The 21130-nt window shown below is 33.4% G+C and carries 14 protein-coding genes and 1 pseudogene; 9 read left to right on the forward strand and 6 right to left on the reverse strand.

All coding sequences use genetic code 11. From position 1 onward, the window contains the following. Positions 1 to 2: 2 nt before the first annotated feature. Positions 3 to 2132, reverse strand: coding sequence for a J domain-containing protein (locus tag G7082_RS09455; protein ID WP_166034851.1), 2130 nt, complete (start codon positions 2130 to 2132; stop codon positions 3 to 5). Positions 2133 to 2468: 336 nt separating this feature from the next. Here G7082_RS09455 and G7082_RS09460 point away from each other — a divergent pair, with 336 nt between their 5' ends. The 9 genes and pseudogenes from G7082_RS09460 to G7082_RS09500 all read left to right on the forward strand — a co-directional run bounded on the left by G7082_RS09460 (position 2469) and on the right by G7082_RS09500 (position 18219). Beyond that, positions 2469 to 3407, forward strand: coding sequence for an AAA family ATPase (locus G7082_RS09460; protein ID WP_166034852.1), 939 nt, complete (start codon positions 2469 to 2471; stop codon positions 3405 to 3407). Positions 3408 to 3409: 2 nt separating this feature from the next. Then, positions 3410 to 4411, forward strand: coding sequence for a DUF58 domain-containing protein (locus G7082_RS09465; protein ID WP_166034853.1), 1002 nt, complete (start codon positions 3410 to 3412; stop codon positions 4409 to 4411). Beyond that, entirely contained in the window at positions 4408 to 6525 is a 2118-nt protein-coding gene (locus G7082_RS09470) for a transglutaminase-like domain-containing protein (RefSeq protein ID WP_166034854.1), read from the forward strand. Before G7082_RS09465 ends, G7082_RS09470 begins: the two co-directional genes overlap by 4 nt. A 71-nt stretch (positions 6526 to 6596) precedes the next feature. Continuing rightward, on the forward strand, positions 6597 to 7592 hold the full coding sequence (rbsR, locus tag G7082_RS09475; protein WP_166034855.1) for a ribose utilization transcriptional repressor RbsR: 996 nt from the start codon (positions 6597 to 6599) through the stop codon (positions 7590 to 7592). A gap of 104 nt (positions 7593 to 7696) precedes the next feature. Further along, the gene (gene rbsK / locus G7082_RS09480) at positions 7697 to 8602 is read left to right on the forward strand and encodes a ribokinase (protein ID WP_166034856.1); all 906 of its coding nucleotides are present in this window, start codon (positions 7697 to 7699) and stop codon (positions 8600 to 8602) included. A gap of 12 nt (positions 8603 to 8614) precedes the next feature. Then, positions 8615 to 9010 carry a D-ribose pyranase gene (gene rbsD, locus G7082_RS09485; protein WP_166034857.1) on the forward strand — a complete coding sequence of 132 codons (396 nt, stop codon included), beginning with the start codon at positions 8615 to 8617 and terminating at the stop codon, positions 9008 to 9010. A 24-nt stretch (positions 9011 to 9034) separates the two neighbouring features. Beyond that, positions 9035 to 9922 carry a ribose/proton symporter RbsU gene (gene rbsU, locus G7082_RS09490; RefSeq protein WP_166034858.1) on the forward strand — a complete coding sequence of 296 codons (888 nt, stop codon included), beginning with the start codon at positions 9035 to 9037 and terminating at the stop codon, positions 9920 to 9922. A 221-nt stretch (positions 9923 to 10143) separates the two neighbouring features. Further along, positions 10144 to 17700: a Cna B-type domain-containing protein gene (locus tag G7082_RS15235; protein ID WP_166034859.1), complete on the forward strand. Its 7557-nt coding sequence runs from the start codon at positions 10144 to 10146 to the stop codon at positions 17698 to 17700. A 59-nt stretch (positions 17701 to 17759) separates the two neighbouring features. Then, positions 17760 to 18219 (forward strand): annotated as a pseudogene (locus G7082_RS09500) (GNAT family N-acetyltransferase). Positions 18220 to 18297: 78 nt separating this feature from the next. Here G7082_RS09500 and G7082_RS09505 read toward each other — a convergent pair. The 5 genes from G7082_RS09505 to G7082_RS09525 form a co-directional block, all read right to left on the reverse strand. After that, entirely contained in the window at positions 18298 to 18591 is a 294-nt protein-coding gene (locus tag G7082_RS09505) for a hypothetical protein (RefSeq protein WP_166034860.1), read from the reverse strand. A gap of 25 nt (positions 18592 to 18616) precedes the next feature. After that, positions 18617 to 18916, reverse strand: a complete 300-nt coding sequence (locus tag G7082_RS09510) for a S41 family peptidase (RefSeq protein ID WP_166036058.1) — start codon at positions 18914 to 18916, stop codon at positions 18617 to 18619. A 48-nt stretch (positions 18917 to 18964) separates the two neighbouring features. Then, on the reverse strand, positions 18965 to 20467 hold the full coding sequence (tnpC, locus tag G7082_RS09515; RefSeq protein ID WP_166033530.1) for an IS66 family transposase: 1503 nt from the start codon (positions 20465 to 20467) through the stop codon (positions 18965 to 18967). Between the two features lie 91 nt (positions 20468 to 20558). After that, entirely contained in the window at positions 20559 to 20915 is a 357-nt protein-coding gene (tnpB, locus tag G7082_RS09520; RefSeq protein WP_166033529.1) for an IS66 family insertion sequence element accessory protein TnpB, read from the reverse strand. Continuing rightward, positions 20905 to 21096 carry a hypothetical protein gene (locus G7082_RS09525; protein ID WP_166033528.1) on the reverse strand — a complete coding sequence of 64 codons (192 nt, stop codon included), beginning with the start codon at positions 21094 to 21096 and terminating at the stop codon, positions 20905 to 20907. The genes tnpB and G7082_RS09525 overlap by 11 nt, the downstream gene beginning before the upstream one ends. Positions 21097 to 21130 lie beyond the last annotated feature (34 nt).

The following is a 21130-nucleotide window of genomic DNA, read 5'->3' on the forward strand; positions in this document are numbered from 1 at the left end:
GTTTAAACAGGATATCCAATAGTAATAGCCCATGGATTAACGGTATTTGTGTTAAATTTTATTTTTTTGATAGCTTCTTGATAGTCTTTAGGGAGTTCTTCAAAATGTTCCCCATAGATATTACTGATTTTATAGTCTTCATCCAAATCTAGAACAAGTAGATTTTCATTATAATCTTTGAAAACCAAGACATTCTTATCTTTAACTTTTATTAGATAAGGTCTTGAAAAACTAAAAGTATTTAGAAAGTCAAAAGTTTCTTGATCAATGTCATCTAAAGTATCGTAGACATCATCAGTTAAGTATTGTGAATAGGACATTTCTAAATCTTTTTTATATTGATCAAAACGTTGAAATCTCATGGAGATATTTCCAAAGAAGAAGGTAGCTGCATCCATTGTTCCGAATGATTTATTTTCAGGCATATCATTAGCTTCTAATGATTCAATTTTAGTTATCTCGTTTTTTTCGTTTGCAGTGACTTTTAAGTTAAAATCTTCATTTTCTGTAAAGGATACAAAGGTAATAACCTGATTGTCTTCTGTTAAATAATGAGCTTCATAAGCATTAGAATAAGCATCCATGGAATCAAAGTCGGACAGAATGTCAGCTTTTTCTTTCTTTATTTTTACAAAATCAGCGAGGGCATCTTTTGTAAATGCCTCTTTACTATTTGAAAGTACATGACCCTCTTCAAATAGATTATTATAGACGTCATAATTTAATTTTATGTTGTGAGTGCGAGAATCCACTAAATAGCTTAATTCATCGTCATCATCACCATCATCGTCATGATTCATCATTGTTTCAAATTCATCTTCAAAATTATAGCCGCTTTCTCTTGGTGACATGATTGTAACTAAGAATAAAGAGGTAATTAAAACCACAATCAAAATAGCAATTATTTTCCATATATTTAACTTATTTGGCTGCTGACTCCCTTTATTTGGTTGATAAGGAACACCGTTTTTAACAGGTCTTTTTGGTTTGTTATGTTGTTTAATTTGTCTCACTTGATTCATTAATTGTTCTTTAACCCCATCAGACACCCAAGTTAAACCAATAATTTCAGAATTAGAAATCATGATTTGGTGATTATTATCTAAAAATTGAGCGTATTTTTGTAAGTGAGCTAAATCGTGATGGTACTTATCAGATTGAATTTTTGATAAATAAAGTTTGGCATCTTTGGCTGTTAATCTTGTCTGGTTAAGTAGGGCGCTAACACTTAATAAATAGAGTAAATCTTCATCTTTATAAGGATAGTCATGAATTTGTTTCATTTTTCCTTCTGAAAGGATAAATGGAACATCCTCAACTTGAATCGAACGATGGAGTTCATATCGTAATTTAAAATACTCTTCCCGAATACCAACTGGCATAAAGGCGTAGCAATCATAATCTAAGTGGTTGCTAGGCGAGATATGTTCTCTAAAAGTAATAATATCCTCTGTTGAGTTAAAAGAACTTTCTGTTAAGTCACACAAATTAATGATTTCATGACGTGTCCGATCATCCAATAGCATATAGTTTTTTAATAAAAAGATTTTAATCGTTGTTAAAACAACTTTGTCTTCACCACTTGAAAGGAATTTTTTTATTAGATTGTGCCAACCTTCTGAATCATTAAAATAAGTTTTTTCAGCTAAAAAAGGGGTTAATTCTTGAATGAAATGAGCTTTTTCATTTGTAGTTGGTTGTGAATTTTGTTTAGGCTGATCTTTAATAGGTTCTATTTCTTTAACTGGTTCAGGTTGACTTATCGTTTCTTTTTTTGTCTGAATGACATTGGCTAAATTTTCGATAGCCATCTTTTTTTCTTCTTTAATCGGTAGTTCTTCTGAAGGTGATTCTTCTACTTTTGGTGTAGAAATTTCAGGTTTGTTTACTGTTTCAGTAGGTTTAATATCTTTTTCTATTTCAGGAGTTACTACGGTTGAACTTGTACTACTTGTTGGTTCATAGCAACGATTGTTAATTATTTTTAATGCTTCATTATAAGCAGCTCTTAAATTTTGGTAGTCTTCTATGTTTTTTGACATATCAATTGTTTTTAATTTGGCAGAATAAGCCCCACGAATTTCATCAATTGATGCGTCTTTTGTAATCCCTAGTATCTCATAAATATCCATAGTAACGCCTCCAATAGTCAATAACTCTTTTTTATCATTATATCATAGAGTGCTTAAATGAAAGGGGAATACTTAACAAATATTTCAAGTTTGCCTTTTTTATTTCCTCCAATTGCTTGGAGTTAAACGCCTTTTTCATCATTCTGTGTAGTTCAGATTCAAAAGGCAACTCCTGCGGCAATTTCAAAAAATAAAATTAATTCGAAACCCGTGAATTATTTTTATTTTCCTCCAATTGCTTGGAGTTAAACGCCTTTTTCATCATTCTGTTGCTGTTTTTTAAATTGAAGGAATGGTATGATTTAATAAAACCTATTATTTAAGGGGTGGTATGTGATGAATGAAGAAAACAATGACAAATTAACTTTATTAATTGATGAAATTTCAACTGTATTACTAGGAAAACGTGAGGTCATTAAATTGACGTTAACAGCTATTTTAGCTGGTGGGCATGTTTTGTTTGAAGATGTTCCTGGGGTAGGAAAAACCTTGCTTGTTAAAACCATTGCCAAAACAATCCAATGTGATTATAACCGAATTCAATTTACACCTGATTTATTACCTAATGACATAATCGGAGTTTCTATTTATGACTCTTCAAGTCAATCATTTAAATTTCATAAGGGTCCAATTTTTACTTCTATTTTACTAGTTGATGAGATAAACCGAACGACACCCAAAACACAAGCGGCACTTTTAGAAGCGATGGCTGAAAAAGAAGTAACAATCGACAACGAAACCTATGAACTATCACCAAATTTTACTGTTTTAGCCACGCAAAATCCGATTGAACATGAAGGAACCTATGCTTTACCAGAAGCTCAGTTAGATCGTTTTTTACTAAAATTAAAAATAGGTTATCCAAGTTTTAAAGATGAATTAATGTTAATTTTAGGTGAAAAAAGAAGTCAGATGAACGTAAATCAAGTCATGACAGCCAGTGAATTAGCCGACTTAAAAGCAGAAGTTAACCAAGTGATGATTCACGAAAATGTGGCACGTTACGCGTTGAAACTAGTTCAAGAAACAAGAGAGCATGAAAGTATTCTACTTGGAGTGAGTCCTAGAGGGAGTGAGGATTTCATTAAGGCAGCAAAAGCCTATGCTTTAATTGAAGGTCGAAATTATGTTGTGCCTAAAGACTTACAAGAGTTACTTCCATACTGTTTTTCTCATCGAATCAAACTTAAAAATAACTATCAACCAGATGAGAGCATGTTGACAACCATATTAGAGGAAGTTATCCAAAATGTCCCTGTACCAGTAGCGAGGTAGAGATGATGAAAAATTTAAACAGTTGGCTAATAGGCGTATTCTTTTTACTGAGTTTTATTTATGCTCTAACCTTTAATTCCCAAATGAGTTGGCGAGTGGTTATTTTTTTAGGCGTTATGATTTTCATTAGTTTTTTATCAACGCGATCTTCTTTAAATCATCTAAGAATTGATAAAATATCGCCTGTTTTAGCTGAAGTTGGTGAGAGGCGACATGTGGATTTTAAACTAAGGAATCATCAAAAAAATAGATTTATTTACCCTATATTAACAATAAAATGTGCAGAACTTGATTATGAGGAACGTTTTTTCCTCTTTAATTCACGAGAGAAGAGAGTTCGTTTTTTGTGGGAAATCAAAGAAAGAACAGCCTTAGAATCCCTAAATTTTGAACTGGTCTCTAGTGATTTATTTGGTTTAGTTCATAAAAGTAAAAGATTAGAAGTAGCAACGGAAATTTATGTTTTACCTCAAACAATAGAAAAAAGTTATTTGATAAACACTAAACTAAAACTAGTTGAAACGAATCTTTTCGGTGAGCGGAGTTTTGAGTTAGAAAACATCAGAGAGTATCAAAAAGGAGATGCGCCTAGAGAAATTGATTGGAAATTATCAAGTAAGAAACAAACGCTGATGTTAAGAGAATATCAAAAGGTACAAGTTCCTAAAACAGTGTATATCTTCTACGGGATTAAAAGTTTTTATTTTGAGAAAAGTTTGCAATATTTTTATACCTTGTTTAAAGAAGATAGACTTAGTGACAGTAATTTTTATCTTTTAGGAGAACAAGTGGATCAAACAAAAGTAACGTCACCTAATGATTTCGCCAAAATTAAAAAAGCAGCTGATCCTGGTGCGTTTTTGATACCTGAAGAAAAAAATATCATCATCATTACACCTGAAAGAACGGCTAAATTAAATAAAGCGTTACAAGTGTTTAGTGAAAAGCAGCAAGTTTGCGTCATTGATTTTCAAGAAATGGAAAAGGAGTTGATGGGAGAATGAAAAATCTCAAAGAATTTGTTGCTTTTCTCATTGGCTCACTCTTAATTTTTGGTCTGTCCTTTCCTATGATGTTGACAGCTTTTTCCATTCCTAATCCTAAGATGATTTACCTACCAATTGTTCTTTTTAGTTTAGTGTCACTAGGAATTAAGGATTATTGGGTTAAAGTACCTTTATATATTGTAGGAACTGTTGTGAGTCTATATTTTTCTGCAACCGTCAGTCAAGCGCCATCGATGTTACTTTTAGTTAAACATGGGCGTAGCTTTTTCGAGCAATTTAACTCAACTGAACGTTTTGTTTATCCTTTAGCTTTGACTTATTTTTTCATTTTAATCTTTTTAGTGATTTTAGTAGAAGCTTTTTGTGTGGGACAGAACATTATATCTGTAAGTATTATTGTGATTTGTTATTTGATGTTCTTAAGTATTTTTAATGATATTGTTATCGCGCCACAAATTATGTTTATTCTTAGTTTAATGTTCTTATTGAACTTCCTTCAGGAAACCCAGTATAAATCTCTTAAAGTTAGCTTGGTTAGTGTACTTATTTTATCTGTCGTCTTTATTTTTAGTCTACTAATTCCAACGACGTTTATGGAAAAAGAAGTGGTGAAAGTAGCAACACCTTACCGAAATTTTTTAACTGGAAAAGGTTTTTATACAGCAATTTCAAATTATAAATACGGTGTGGCTTCAAGTACTGGTTATAGTGAGGATGATAGTGTTTTAGGTGGTGCTTTACGGGATGACGAAACAGTAAAATTTAAAGTCATCCAAGAAAATCCTCATTATTGGCGTTTAGGTACAAGAGATATCTATACTGGAAAGGGCTGGGAACTATCTGCGCCAAACAACTTAGAAAGAGTAAATTTTGATGAAGGATTCGCTCTTGAAAATGGAAAAATAAATCGCCCAGAATCAGAAGAAATCGAGTTAACTTTTTCTTATAGTGATAAATATGTGCCAGTAACTTACGGTAAAACTATCATCGATAGAATGAATGCTAACAATCGTTTTGTTTACGATCAAAAGACAGGACGCTTAGAGTTAGAGAATAATTATAATTTAAATACGATAAAAATGTCCGTTGAAAACATGGATATTCCAGAAGAGAGCTTAAGAAAGACACCCACAGTTTATCCCTATTCTAATCATCGCTATTTAGAGTTACCAGAAAATTTTCCGACTAAAATTGGCAATTTATCAGAAAAATTAACGAAAGATAAAACAACGAATTACGATAAAATTTTAGCAATTCAAACCTATTTGAAAGATCCTTCGATTTTTAGTTATTCAAAAAAAGAAGTTCCATTTCCAAGAGAGAATCAGGATTATGTGGAACAATTTTTATTTGAAACCAAAGTCGGTTATTGTGATAATTTCTCAACAGCAATGGCAGTCATGTTGCGCTCAATTGATATTCCAACTAGATGGGTAAAGGGATTTAGTACAGGAAGTATTGATAAAAAACTAGGAGATAAAGACCTTTATGTGATTCGTAATCTAGATGCTCACTCTTGGGTGGAAGTTTATTTTGAAGACATTGGTTGGGTTCCATTTGAACCGACACCAAGTTTTTATCAAGTCAGACAAGCCAAAAAAGAAGATAAAACAACTAAAAAAGACAATCAAGATGTAGGAAATAAAAAGAATGAGACGGCTAAAAAAGAAGACGAAAAGGAACAAAAAACACCTACAAGTAATTCTTCAGAAAGCGTTAATCCTAATCAAACTAAGAAACTATCTTTAAAAAAATATGCTAAATATTTTATTACATTCATAGTCATATCAGGCCTTGTGATGAGTTATTTCTTATGGAAGTACTGGTTGTATGTGTATGCTTTACTGGCGTTTAAGTATAATCAGGCAACAGGTAGTCAAATCTATCAAAAGCTTTTAAAGAAAGTAGAGAGACGTTATCAACGTGGACAAGAGAAACCACTAATAGATTATGCCTATGAAGCGGAAATGGAATATCCATACATAGCTCCAAGTTTTAGTGAGTTAACAAAACTCTATGAAATTGAAATTTATACAGGAGAAGAAGTATTCAATCGGAGTCATCAAGAGTTGCTTTTAAAAGTCATAAAATCCTTGATTCAAAACAAATAACCACATTTTAATGTCAAAGTACTAAAAATAGGGTAAAATAGGAGCAATGACAATATTTAGGTGGAGAAAAAATGACTGGAAAAAAAGTAACGATTAAAGATGTTGCGAAAGCATCAGGTGTCTCAATTGCCACAGTCTCACAAATATTAAATGGCAAGGATCAAAATTTTAGCACAAAAACAGTTGAAAAAGTCTTGAAAATCAAAGAGAAACTGAACTATGAACCCGATTATTTTGCTCGTCGAATGGTGATGAAAAAGAGCAAGACAATTGGAGTCATGGTACCAGATATCTCGAATCCTTTCTTTTCAACTTTAGTAAGAGGAATTGAAGATGTCTTGTTTCAAGAGAGCTTTATAACTATGCTGTGTAACGCTAATGAAGAAAACGAACGGGAAAGTAATGCTTTAGAAGAATTAAGTAGACGTGGTGTGGATGGTTTTATTATTGCCAGCTCAGCTATTAGTAATGAGGATATTGACCGTTTACTTAGAAATAAGAAACATCCTTTTATTATTTTAGATCAAAAAAGTTCTGAGGGTGACAGTGATACCATTGGAACGGATGATTTTTTAGGTGGCAAACTTGCAGCCGAACATTTAAAAGAATTAGAACACATGAATGTGGCTGTGGTTGTGCCTAAAAATATCACCCAAAATATTCAACGTCGCGTGGACGGGTTTGAATCTATTTACGGAACGGGCTTTAAGTTAATCGAAGTTGAGAGTTTATCGAAAAAAAGTGGACGAGAAGCAGCAAAGGAAATCAGTGAATCAAACATCAGTGGTATTTTTGCGATTAATGACGAAATTGCCTTTGGTTTGTATTTAGGTTTGAAGGAATTAGGTAAGACTGTGCCTGATGATTATAGTATTGTGGGCTATGATAATGTGGATATGTGTGAGTATATGACACCACCACTCACTACTATTGCCCAGCCTATTTATGAATTAGGACGTCAAACAGCAGAGATGTTACTGGATAGAATTGAACATCCTGAAAAAGAATGGGAATCTAAAAAACTACCGGTTAATATAATAAATCGGTTTTCAACGACACATGCTTGAAATTGCTTTCATCATGTGTTATATTTTTGTTGTCTTATTAAAACGTTTTAATAAAACGTTTTAATTTTTAAAAATTAAACAAATAAATCTTGGAGGGAATCAAAATGAATACGATTACTGTTATTGGAAGTATCAATTTGGATACAACACTTAGAGTGGGTCAAATGCCTAAACCAGGGGAAACAATGCACGCGAAGGAACATTTTACAGCCGGTGGTGGTAAGGGAGCTAACCAAGCTGTCGCAGCCAAACGTTCAGGTGCAGATACTTACTTTATTGGAGCTGTAGGAAATGACGCCGCAGGAACAGTGATGAGTGACTTATTAGAGCAAGAAGAAATTGATACAACAGGTGTGAGTCGTTTAGACAACCAGTCAACAGGACAAGCGTTTATTACAGTGGATGATGCGGGCGAAAATAGTATCATGATTTTCTCAGGGGCGAACAATAGTTTTACACCAGAAGATGTGAAAGAATCAACTGAGATTATTGGCAAAAGTGATTTTTTAATTTCTCAATTTGAAAGTGCTATCAATAGTACAACAGAAGCATTTAACATAGCTAGAAGCAAACAAGTTAAGACAATTTTAAATCCAGCACCAGCTCTTAGCGAGATGCCAAAAGAATTATTATCTGTCACAGATATGATTATTCCAAATGAAACAGAAACGGAAATTTTAACTGGCATTAAAGTAACGGATGAAAAAAGCTTAAAAGAAGCGGCTGATTATTTACATGGCTTAGGTATTGAAGCGGTGATTATCACGATTGGTAGTAAAGGTGCTTTCTATGATGTGAACGGTAAATCAGGGGTTATTCCAGCCTTTAAAGTGAAAGCGGTTGATACAACGGCTGCTGGAGATACATTTATTGGTGCACTAAGTACAATCTTAAAACCAGATTTCAGTAACATCGCAGAAGCGATTACTTATGGAAACCAAGCATCGTCATTAACAGTTCAACGTTACGGTGCACAACCATCTATTCCATACAAAAATGAATTAGTTTAGGAGCTAAAAATAATGAAAAAATCAAAAGTTATTAATTCAGATATTTCACGTGTGATTTCTCAAATGGGTCACTTTGATACCTTATCAATTGGGGACGCTGGCATGCCAGTACCAATGACAACAGAAAAAATTGACTTAGCTGTGGATAACGGCATTCCAAGTTTTATGGATGTTTTAAATAATGTGCTTGAAGAACTAGAGGTTCAAAAGGTATACTTAGCAATGGAAATTAAAGAGATGAACCCAAAAGTCTTACAAGAAATTCAAGATCGTTTACCAGAAACACCGATTGAGTTTATTCCTCATAGTGAAATGAAAGCGAACTTGAACGATTGTCATGCCTTTGTACGTACTGGTGAAATGTCACCTTATGCCAATATTATTTTGGAAAGCGGCGTTGTCTTTTAATTTTTATAATTTAGGGGGAAGAATATGAATACAACAGCATTACTTATCGGTTTAGGACCACTTTTAGGTTGGGGACTTTATCCAACAGTCGCATCAAAAATTGGTGGTAGACCAGATAATCAAATATTAGGATCAACGATTGGAACATTAATTTTCGCCATTGTCTTTTCTATGACTCAAGGAATCAGCTTAGCAACAGGATCTGATTTATTACTTGGAATGTTATCAGGGATTGGTTGGGCATCCGCTCAAATCATTACTTTCTACTCATTCGGTTTAATTGGTTCTTCAAAAGCGATGCCTGTGACAACAGCCTTTCAATTATTAGGTGCGTCACTTTGGGGTGTGATTGCTTTAGGCAACTGGCCAGGAACAACGGCTAAATTAGTGGGAGCTTTAGCACTTGTAATGATTATTATCGGTGCAAGCTTAACTGTATGGGCAGAAGAAAAAACAGCTGAAAATTCAAGTGTCTTGAAAAAAGCAGTCATCATGTTAGCGATTGGTGAGATTGGTTACTGGGGTTACTCAGCTGCACCACAAGCAACAAACTTAACAGGACAAGAAGCTTTCTTACCACAAGCAATTGGTATGTTACTTGTAGCGGTTGTGTATAGTTTCGTTTTAACAATGAAAAACAAAGAGCAATCAGCTTTTAAAGAAGCTGTTTCATACAAACACATTATTTCAGGTTTCTTCTTTGCATTTGCAGCCTTAACATATCTAATCTCAGCACAACCAGATATGAACGGGTTAGCAACAGGCTTTATCTTATCTCAAACATCTGTTGTTTTAGCAACATTAACAGGTATTTGGTTCTTAGGACAAAAGAAATCGAAAAAAGAAATGACTATGACAATTATCGGACTAGCCTTGATTATTATTGCGGCGGTTATTACGGTTAAATTATAAGAAATAAATTATTAAGAATGGACTATCCTGAGAAAGGGTGGTCTATTTTTTATTAACTTAATTTGTTAAATGATTATGATTATCATTATTTATTATACGTATTAGTGTTTATAGGTAAAAATTTTACTTATAACGTCTATTTATAAAACGTTTTTTTGGATAGAAATAATATATAATGAGTGTTATAAAATAATTAAATTAAAAATTTGGAGGAGATTTTGATGAAAAGGAAGTTGGTAACGTATTTAAGTTTGTTAGTATTGTTTAGTTCCTTGTTTATCCCTACAGTCAATGTGGTTGCAGAAACCTTAACAACTGGTGTCCCTAAAGGTATGGAAGCTAAAAAAATAGCAGAAACAAATGAAAGCGTTTTTAATAAAGTTCCTAATACTGACACAAGTCATTCTTTGAAGGATACAAATTCAATTGTGAGCAATGGGAATACTAATCCTGTTGAAGCAGAAAATACAGAGTCAAAAGAGACATCTTTTGTTAGTTTTTTTGGTATTAGAGATCAGAATGGAAAATATACGGACACAGAACCGATTGTTTTAGAAACAGGTAGTCAATCATTAATCTATACAGGATTTAAATTGGGTGATTTTACAGGAGCAGGAAAAAACATTAAATTAGAAATGAGTATTCCAAACGAATTTGTAAAGGAAGTAATAGCTTCTGATACTGCTAATCAAAGTAGTAAAGAAATTAAAAATGATGGGACAAACACCCTTGTTACTTATTCATTTAATCAAGTAACTGGCGGTTTTACTTTAGATGTTCCGATTAAATTTATCAATAAAGATAATGTGACGCCATCGGGTTATCAGCTTCTGATTAAAGCTAATATTTATGAAGAAGGAAATAATACGCCAATTGATACTCAAAGTATAACTTATCAATACAAAACAAAAGAGATGAACGTAGGAAAACTCGTTTTTAATTCAACTTGGACTGATACAGACGGTGCTCTGGTTTATGGAGGAGAAGAAGATAGTAATAAACCAGGTTATATTACTTCTGATATTAGTAAAACGGAAAAAGTTAATTTCTCGATTAATAATACGACAAGACTATCAGAAATTGGTAACAGAGAGATAGAAAAATACATTGTTGAAGATAAAATACCAGATGGAGCTGTCTTTTTAATTGAAGATAATCCTGGTTGGTCATATGATGAGACGACAAGAATCGCGCGGATAGAAAAAACGGGTACATTCCAAAATACAAGATATGATTATAATTCAATTTATTTACGATTCCCAGGAGCCAAAATTAATGAGTTGATTACTAATACTGGTGTACTGACAGGTATTCCTAAAGATAAGGCTGATTATGAAGATAACTTTATAGGAGAAGATTCACTATCCATAAAGCTACACACTAGAAAAGTTCAGCCTGCAACGTTAGATGTTAGAAAAGTTGCCTTTGACAATGAAATAAATGAAGATCCAACTAATCCAAAAGATAAAGAAAACTGGGAAGTCAGATGGCAGGTTGGTGCTTCGACAAAAAGTAAGGCGAGTGAGTCTTATGATATTAAGCTACGTGATTTTGGATTAGATAACAGAATGAAATATACTAAAATTAATTTACCTAAAACTGATAATTTTAAAAATCCAGTAACCTTAAAAATTTTAAAATCAGGTGGACAGGTTGAAATTGTTAGTAATAATCTCGATTTAACAGAACATGATTTTGATTATAAAATTCCTTCTGAACTATCAGTTGTGGAAGTTATTCTAGAAGGAACTTTGATAGACGGTGGCAAAGGTTATGACTTTAACATTTATTCAAAATTAAAAAATCCCGCTGAAAAACATGTAAAAGAAGGGGAAGAAATTACATATCTAAGGAATTTTATTCAAGCAGAATTTAGTAAATCTGGTGTTAAAGTAAGTGATTCAGCCTCCAGTAGTGCTAAAATTTATGCTATGAAAGAACCACTTATTTCCCTCTACAAATATCAACAAGGAGAAAAAAATCTGTTTTTAAATGATACCACTCGTTTTTATTTAAGGCTAAGCTCTAAAAATTTAGGAACAAAGTATAACCGAGAATCCTCTGCTTTAGAAGATGTCATAGTTGTGGATCTATTGCCAATAGGAACAGAATATGTAAAAAAATCAGCGAGAATTTCATCTATTATCACGACGAATAAAAACGATGAAATAAGAAAGATGAATGAACCCCAAATTATTAACGATTATAAAAATACTGGTAGAACAGCTTTAATTTGGAATTTTAATGATTTCAATATTGAAATACCTGGCAGTTATACAATAGGTGAATCCTTCTTATCAATTTACTTCGATGTGAAGACGACAAAGAATTCGATAGAAGGAAAAAATGTGAATGAAAGCTTTCTTTCTTTTGAAAGTTCTGATGGACTTAAAGCTGAAGAGAGTAATTTAGTAGATGATGTTTATCAAATTGGAACAAGTGAATCTAATAAAATCGTAGGCTCGTCAGACTACTTTAATTACGCACCGCCTAAAGAGTTAATAACTTATAAAGAAGTCAAAGGTAATATTGATAACCATGTAGTGAAAGCACCTGGAAAAGGTCATTCGGAAGTTGGAAGTACCGGAGTATATTATCTGAACATCTTTAATAATTCAGAATACGAACAAACGACCTTAAATGTGATTGATCAACTTCCCTTTGTTGGGGATAAAAATAGTGCTCAAAATAAGAATAATACGAGAGAACCGAGAAAGTCAGAGTTTGCAGTAGAGCTTAATGGACCAGTAGTAGTTCCTTCAGGTTATCAAGTTTATTACTCTATGGATAAGGAAAACCTAGAAGCAGATAATATTAAAGACTTTTACAAAAATGATTCGTGGCAAAAAGATGTTGATGACTATCAAAAAATCACGGCGATTAAAGTTGTCATGGACCGAGGTAAAAAGTTAAATAGTGGGGAATCTGTTAAATTTGAAGTTCCTTTTAAAGTTCCTGAAGGTAAAGACTTAACTAACAAGATAGCAGTCAATTCATTTGGAACAGCAACAAATTCTTCGTTAGACTTTTTTGAATCAAATAATATTGAACTAGAACTGATTAAATACAAAGTTGATGGCTATTTATTTGAAGACGAAAATAAAAACGGTGTTTTTGATCAAGGTGTTGAAGAGGTGTTTTCAAATAGAGAAGTGGAATTATTAGATGAAAATGGAGAAGCAGTTCTTGATAAAAATCATCAACCAATCAAAGGTAAGAGTGATGAATCAGGTTATTATGGGATTGACGTATTGGAAAAGGGCGACTATCAAGTGAAAATCAAAACGCCAGACGATTATTTATTAACAAAAAAAATCAATCAGCCAGAATACGGTTCTCATTTGAATTCAACAGAAGTTTCCGATGAATTTGTATTGAATTTACCACATCCAACTCAACGTGTGAATGCAGGTTATCTAGTGGATGAATCAGCTGTAACGAAACTAAAGGTTACAAAGACTTGGAAGGATCAAGAGAATCAAGATGGTAAACGTCCGACTAGTATTAAAGTTCAACTACTTGCTGATGGTAAAAAACAGGGTGAAGCTGTCGAATTGAGTGAGGTAAATAAGTGGACAACCACATGGGACAATTTGCCAAAAAGTAACAAAGGGACTGCTATTGTTTATAGTGTGGAAGAAGAGGCTGTTCCAGGTTATGAATTAACCATAGATGATAGTGATTTAGGAGATGTAAAAATAACCAATACTCATATACCAGAGCTTACCAAAGTAGAAGGTCAAAAAATCTGGGATGATAAAGATAACCAAGATAATAAACGCCCAGAAAAAGTCGTGGTAAATCTACTGGCAGATGGCAAACAGATTGATACGAAAGAAGTAACTGAGTTAAGCGAGTGGCAGTATGAATTTAGTGACCTCCCTAAATTTAAAGATGGTAAAGAAATAATTTATACAGTCACTGAAAAACACATACCTGACTATAATACAAATATTGATGGTTATAACATTAAAAATAGCTATACCCCAGGCAAAACAAGTGTGACAGTGACTAAGTCTTGGGAAGATACTGGCAATCAAGATGGTAAACGTCCGAATAGTATTAAAGTTCAATTACTTGCGGATCGGAAAAAACAGGGTGAAGTTGTTGAGCTAAGCGAAAGCAATAAGTGGACGACTACATGGAATACCCTAGATAAGAATGTTAAAGGTAAAGAAATTATTTACAGTGTGGAAGAAGTGAAAGTTCCAGGTTATGAAGCGGTAGTAGATGATAGTGATTTAGGAAATGTAAGGTTGATTAATAGCTACACACCAGAAATCACAAAAGTAGAAGGTCGAAAAATTTGGGATGATAAAGACAACCAAGACAACAAACGTCCAGAAAAAATTGTGGTCAATCTACTGGCAGATGGAAAACAAATTGATACGAAAGAAGTAACAGAAGCAACTGAATGGAAGTATGAATTTGTAAACCTACCTAAATTTAAAAGTGGTAAAGAGGTAATCTATACAGTGACTGAAAATCAAGTGGCTGATTATAGTACAAAAATTACTGGTTTCGATATAACAAATAGCTATACACCAGGCAAAAAAAGTGTAACAGTTACTAAATCTTGGGAAGATAAAAATAACCAAGATGGTAAACGTCCGAATAGTATTAAGGCTCAATTATTTGCGGATGGTAAAAAACAAGGTGAAGTTGTTGAGCTAAATGAAAGCAAAAAGTGGACAACCACATGGAACAACCTAGACAAGAATGTTAAAGGTAAAGAAATTATTTACAGTGTAGAAGAAGTGAAAGTCTCAGGTTATGAAGTTGAATTAGATGATAGTGATTTAGGAAATGTGAAATTAAGGAATCGCTACACACCAAAAATCACAGAGGTAAAGGGACAAAAAATCTGGGATGATAAAGATAACCAAGATAATAAACGCCCAGAAAAAGTTGTGATAAATCTACTAGCTGATGGCAAGCAAATTGATTCTAAAGAAGTATCTGAATCGACTGAATGGAAGTATGAATTCACGAATTTACCTAAGTTTAAAGAAGGTAAAGAAATAATTTATACAGTGACGGAAAATCAAGTGGCTGATTATAATACGAAAGTTAAAGATTTTGATATAACAAATAGCTATACACCAGGCAAAACAAGTGTAACAGTTACTAAATCTTGGGAAGATAAAAATAACCAAGATGGTAAACGTCCGAATAGTATTAAGGCTCAATTACTTGCGGATGGAAAAAAACAAGGTGAAGTTGTTGAACTAAATGAAAGCAATAAGTGGACAACCACATGGAACAACCTAGACAAGAATACTAAAGGAAAAGCGATTGTCTACAGTGTCGAAGAAGTGAAAGTTCCAGGTTATGAAGCAGTGTTAGATGATAGTGATTTAGGAAATGTAAGGTTGATTAATAGCTACACGCCAGAAATCACAAAAGTAGAAGGTCGAAAAATTTGGGATGATAAAGACAACCAAGACAACAAACGTCCAGAAAAAATTGTGGTCAATCTACTGGCAGATGGAAAACAAATTGACTCTAAAGAAGTGACGGAAACAACGGAATGGAAGTATGCATTCACGAATTTACCTAAGTATAAAGATGGTAAAGAGATAGTTTATACAGTGACAGAAAATCAAGTGGCTGACTATAGTACAAAAATTACTGGTTTCGATATAACAAATAGCTACACACCAGGGAAAACAAGAGTGACGGTTACTAAGTCTTGGGAAGATAAGAATAACCAAGATGGTAAACGTCCGAGTAGAATTAAGGTTCAACTACTTGCGGATGGTAAAAAACAAGGTGAAGTTGTTGAGATAAATGAAAGCAATCAGTGGACCTCTACATGGAATAATTTAGATAAGAAATCCAAAGGAAAAGATATCATTTACAGCGTATCAGAAGTGAAAGTCCCAGGTTATCAAGCAGTGATAGATGATAGTGATTTAGGAAATGTAAGATTGATTAATAGCTATACACCGGAAAGTACTGATGTAAAAGGTCAAAAAATCTGGGATGATAAGGATAACCAAGATAACAAACGCCCAGAAAAAATTGTGGTAAATCTCTTGGCAGATGGAAAACAAATTGATACGAAAGAAGTAACAGAAACAACTGAATGGAAGTATGAATTTACGAATTTATCTAAGTTTAAAGATGGCAAAGAGATAGTTTATACAGTGACAGAAAATCAAGTAGATGGTTATAATACGAAAATTAAAGGTTTCGATATAACAAACAGCTACACTCCAAGGAAAACAAGCGTGACGGTGACTAAGTCTTGGGAAGACAAGAACAATCAAGATGGCAAACGTCCGAATAGCATTAAGGTTTATTTACTGGCAGATGGAAAAAAACAAGGTACGACTGTTGAATTAAACGAGAGTAACGAATGGACAACTACATGGGGAAACTTGGATAAGAAAGCTAAAGGCAAAGAAATTGTTTACAGTGTAGAAGAAGTGAAAGTTCCAGGTTATGAAGCGGTGTTAGATGATAGTGATTTAGGAAACGTAAGGCTGATTAATAGCTATACACCGGAAAGTACTGATGTAAAAGGTCAAAAAATCTGGGATGATAAGGATAACCAAGACAACAAACGTCCAGAAAAAGTTGTGGTTAATCTACTAGCAGATGGTAAACAAATTGATTCTAAAGAAGTGACAGAAGCAACTGAATGGAAATATGAATTTGTAAACCTACCTAAGTTTAAAGATGGCAAAGAGCTAGTTTACACTGTGACGGAAAATCAAGTGGCTGATTATAATACGAAAGTTAAAGAGTTTGATATAACAAATAGCTATACACCAGGCAAAACAAGTGTAACAGTTACTAAGTCTTGGGAAGATAAGGATAATCAAGATGGTAAACGTCCGAATAGTATTAAAGTTCAATTGCTTGCGGATGGAAAAAAACAAGGTGAAGTTGTTGAGCTAAATGAAAGCAAAAAGTGGACGACTACATGGAATAATCTCGATAAGAAATCTAAAGGAAAAGATATCGTTTATAGCATATCAGAATTGAAAGTAGATGGTTATGAAGTTGAATTAGATGATAGTGATTTAGGAAATGTGAAATTAACGAATCGCTACACACCGGAAAGTACTGATGTAAAAGGTCAAAAAATCTGGGATGATAAAGATAACCAAGATAACAAACGCCCAGAAAAAATTGTGGTAAATCTCTTGGCAGATGGGAAACAAATCGATTCTAAAGAAGTGACGGAAGCAACTGAATGGAAGTATGAATTCATGAATTTACCTAAGTTTAAAGATGGTAAAGAAATAATTTACACCGTAACGGAAAATCAAGTAGATGGTTATAGTACTAGTATTGACGGTTACAATATCAAAAACAGCTACACTCCAGGTAAAACAAGTGTAACGGTAACTAAGTCTTGGGAAGATAAGAATAATCAAGATGGTAAACGTCCGAATAGTATAAAAGTTTATTTACTAGCAAATGGGGAGAAACAAGGTGAAGCCATTGAGTTGAATAGTGGAAGTAAGTGGACTAAAACTTGGAATAATCTGCCTAAAAAATCTAAAGGAAAAGATATTAAGTATAGTATAGAAGAAGTGAAAATTTCAGAATATGAAGTAGCTGTGGATGATAAAGATCAAGGAAATATAATGTTGAAAAATACATACACTAGTAAAGTCAAAAAGAATACACCCAATACTTTAAAGAAAAATATTGATAAGATTTTACCAAAAACTGGAGAAAAAGACAATATTTATCTTGAGTTGATTGGTATTGTGCTATTCGTGGTCGCTAGTTTAAAACTGTATTTTATAAGAAAGAGTTAGTTGATTAGAAAGATGTTTTTTTAGGATTGATAATTAATAAAAAAGGAGTTGTTTATCTCATGGAGGTATCAATACGAAAAATTGGAAAAGATGATTTACAGCCATTTTGGAACATTGCCTATGGACCGGAAGCGAATTTATCTTGGAAAGAATACGATGATCCCTTTTTTGATAATCCAACTTTTACTTGGACTAGTGACAGCTTACTGGACTGATGGTGGAAAACTTAGAGAAGGACCAAAACAATGGCTAGAAGTTGGAATTGTCATTTTTAATCCAAATTACTGGGGGCTAGGAATAGGAAGTAAAGCTTTGATGATGTGGCTTAAAGATTTATTTGAACGTTATAATTATTTAGCTCATATTGGATTTACTACTTGGTCAGGAAACTTAGGTATGCAAAAAGTAGGAGAAAAAACGGGAATGACAAGAGAAGGTGTTATTCGTCAAGTTCGTTTTTTAGATGGAACGTATTATGATGCTGTTAAATATGGTATTTTACGTAACGAAATGAAGTAAGAACTAAATTGATAAAAAACTAGCATCTGGGCTAAATTCTAGATGCTAGTTTTTTTTGATAAATATATTATCTAATTTTCAATCTTGTCTTTTAATCTGTAAGTTTCTATTTCTAATCGTAACAATCACAAAGTAAATAAGATTAATTACATAGGTTAAAAGAGTTAGAAGCAGTAATAATATACATGGTAAGTACTGGGGCAGAACTAAAATAAAGAGATTCCACCCAGATTCAGGTCCGGATCCTACGATAACCGAATCGTTATACCAAATGTAAATAAAAGAAATAATCGTTGTGATGGTAAAAAAGATACTTAGAAATGTTGTAATAAATAATCCTGTACTCTTTTGGGATGGGGAATTAATAGACATGAGATTTCCTTTCTAATGATAAAAACTAGTTTTCTAGAGCATAATCAATAACCGTATCAATCCCATTTTTTCTATCTTCTAAACTTTCTTGAATCAAAACATCAGATTTAATGCCCAAATTATGATGCCCTATACCATTAGGAACTTCTACTTTTTTTGCTGTTATTATAAAATAGCCCCCAGTTTTTAATTTAAAAAGTGCTGGTTGACCAGTAGAGCCTGCTGTTGTAGTCCCAATCAAAGTTGCTCTTTTAGTATTGAAAAAATTGATAATAAAATTTTCAGAAGCAGAGTAAGTTTGTAAGCGGGAAGTAATCGAGTATATGCCAAATAAGGCGTCACTCTGTCATAATATGACAAGTGGCTCCTTATTTTATCGACACGTAGCTTGAATCTGTTCTGACCAAGGTAAATAAACCTCAAGTGCTTTAGAATTTGAACTATCTTCTAAATTAGGAAGATGCTTAAACAAATATTCTAAATACTTCACAGGAACTAAGTTATTAGCTTTAGCCGTTTCGATGATAGAATAAGCGATTCCGTTAGCTGTTGCTCCCCGTTCACTCGCAGAAAAATGCCAATTTTTTCTGCCAATCGTTGTTGGGCGAATACTTCGCTCAGCTAAATTATTTGATAAGGCACATCGACCATCCTCCAGAAAATTCATCAAACCAGCCTTCATATTAAGCGCATAGTTAACCGCTTTTCCTAATTTCGAACCTGGAAGAGCTCTGAAAGAAGCGATCCATTGCCAGAATTCATCAAGAATGGGTTGGCTTTTTGCCAACCGTAAATCATATCTTTCTTGATGGCTTAATCCCTTCATTTCTTTTTCAATATGAAAGAGTTGATCGCAATAGGTAACTCCTTGGCTTGCCGGAGTATCTTTAGAAGAGGAATCTTTCGCTTCAAAGAATTTTCTTCGGACGTGAGCCCAACAATTAACTAACGTCGTATTCTCAATCGATTTGTAAGCCGAGTAGCCGTCACAATGCAAATAGCCTGAGAATTCGGCTAAAAATTGTTGAGCGACACTACTTTTACGACTCAGGTCATGATGATATAAAATAATTGGATACTCTGCTTGTTCGATGGTTCGAAAGAGCCAAAAGTAAGACTTTTCTTTTTCACTTGATAAAACATTATAGTAAGTTTCATCCGCATGGATGAGCTCTTCTTTGACTAGTTTCTTTTTGAGCTCCTCCCAAATAGGTGTTAACCATTTTTCACATGAGGTGATGAACCAGTTTGCTTGTGTTCTACGTGGCACTCGTAATCCATAAGATTCCCACTCCTTTTCTTGTCGATAAAAAGGCAAACTCATTTCTATTTTTTGATGAAATAAGTGAGCTAAGATAGAGGCAGACGCCAAACTATGAGTGATTGGTTGTTTAGGAACAACGGCTTTTTTTATGGCATCAGCTCCATCTTTTTTACAATTAGGGCATTCGTAGGCATGTTGGTAGTACACATTTTTATACATCTTTGCAGGAACAAAAATAACTTCTTCACGGATTTTAGATTTACCAATATCTTTTAAATCAGAACAACACCAATCACAGGTGCAGTCTTCTCCTTCAAGCTGACAATGAACTTCTTTTATAGGTAAATCTTTTGTGAGGGCTGCTTTGTAGCCTTTTTTCTTTTTCCGCTGATAGTTAATTTCCTCAAAGACGGTTTTTTCTTCAGTTGTCTCTGCTAGATTAAAAGACGAGTCCTCTTCAAATAAATCTAATTGCCCATTAGGGTCAATTGATTTTTCAGATGAACGTCCATACAATTTATTTAAAAGAAATTGATTCTGTTCTCTTAGAAGTTTAAGTTCATTAGTTAAAGCTTCGTTTTGTTTTAACAATCGTTCTTCAAACTCGGTCAAAAGTAACACCTCCATTCACACATGATATGATAGCTAATTCTATCAATAATACGACGAAAAACCGTCTATAATTTTCATTATAAACGGCTAATTAAGAAACAAATCCAGTTTTAGCTTTTAATATCTTTTTTCTTTGTTCGATGGATAAACCTTCTAATAACCAACGGAGTTGTTGTTGCGTTAATTCTTTGACTTCTTCTTGTTTTCTAGGCCATTGTAATTTTCCATTTTCAAACCGTTTATACAGGAGAATAAAACCATCCCCTTGCCAGTAAAGTGCTTTGAACCGGTCTGAACGATTGCCACAAAATAGAAATAAGGCATCCGAATAAACATCTAACTCATATTGATTCATGATAATTGAAGCCAGACCATCAATCCCACGTCTTAAGTCTGTCTTACCACAAACAATATAAATAGTTTGTATCTTCGTATAATCAAGAACCATGATTGAACTCTTTCAATGCAGCGTTAAGAATATAGTTATTACATCCATTGTAAATCGTAATATCCATATTATCTCGTTTGACTCGTAAAGCAATTTTTTGCGTGGTTTGATTGGGTGTAGGGGCACTTTTAGGCGGTGTCGGTTGTAAAGAAACGGGAACAATTTCTTGTTTGTCTATCATTGAAAAACCTCCTCGTTATTTGTATCTTAAGAAT

The sequence above is a fragment of the Vagococcus hydrophili genome (assembly GCF_011304195.1).
Lineage (GTDB): Bacteria > Bacillota > Bacilli > Lactobacillales > Vagococcaceae > Vagococcus > Vagococcus hydrophili.

Coding starts and splice junctions, on each gene's coding strand:
- rbsR (WP_166034855.1), top strand. CDS start 6,597: ATGACTGGAAAAAAAGTAACGATTAAAGATGTTGCGAAAGCATCAGGT.
- rbsD (WP_166034857.1), top strand. CDS start 8,615: ATGAAAAAATCAAAAGTTATTAATTCAGATATTTCACGTGTGATTTCT.
- tnpB (WP_166033529.1), bottom strand. CDS start 20,915: ATGGTTCTTGATTATACGAAGATACAAACTATTTATATTGTTTGTGGT.
- G7082_RS09505 (WP_166034860.1), bottom strand. CDS start 18,591: ATGTCTATTAATTCCCCATCCCAAAAGAGTACAGGATTATTTATTACA.
- G7082_RS15235 (WP_166034859.1), top strand. CDS start 10,144: ATGAAAAGGAAGTTGGTAACGTATTTAAGTTTGTTAGTATTGTTTAGT.
- rbsK (WP_166034856.1), top strand. CDS start 7,697: ATGAATACGATTACTGTTATTGGAAGTATCAATTTGGATACAACACTT.
- G7082_RS09460 (WP_166034852.1), top strand. CDS start 2,469: ATGAATGAAGAAAACAATGACAAATTAACTTTATTAATTGATGAAATT.
- G7082_RS09470 (WP_166034854.1), top strand. CDS start 4,408: ATGAAAAATCTCAAAGAATTTGTTGCTTTTCTCATTGGCTCACTCTTA.
- G7082_RS09455 (WP_166034851.1), bottom strand. CDS start 2,132: ATGGATATTTATGAGATACTAGGGATTACAAAAGACGCATCAATTGAT.
- rbsU (WP_166034858.1), top strand. CDS start 9,035: ATGAATACAACAGCATTACTTATCGGTTTAGGACCACTTTTAGGTTGG.
- G7082_RS09525 (WP_166033528.1), bottom strand. CDS start 21,096: ATGATAGACAAACAAGAAATTGTTCCCGTTTCTTTACAACCGACACCG.
- G7082_RS09465 (WP_166034853.1), top strand. CDS start 3,410: ATGATGAAAAATTTAAACAGTTGGCTAATAGGCGTATTCTTTTTACTG.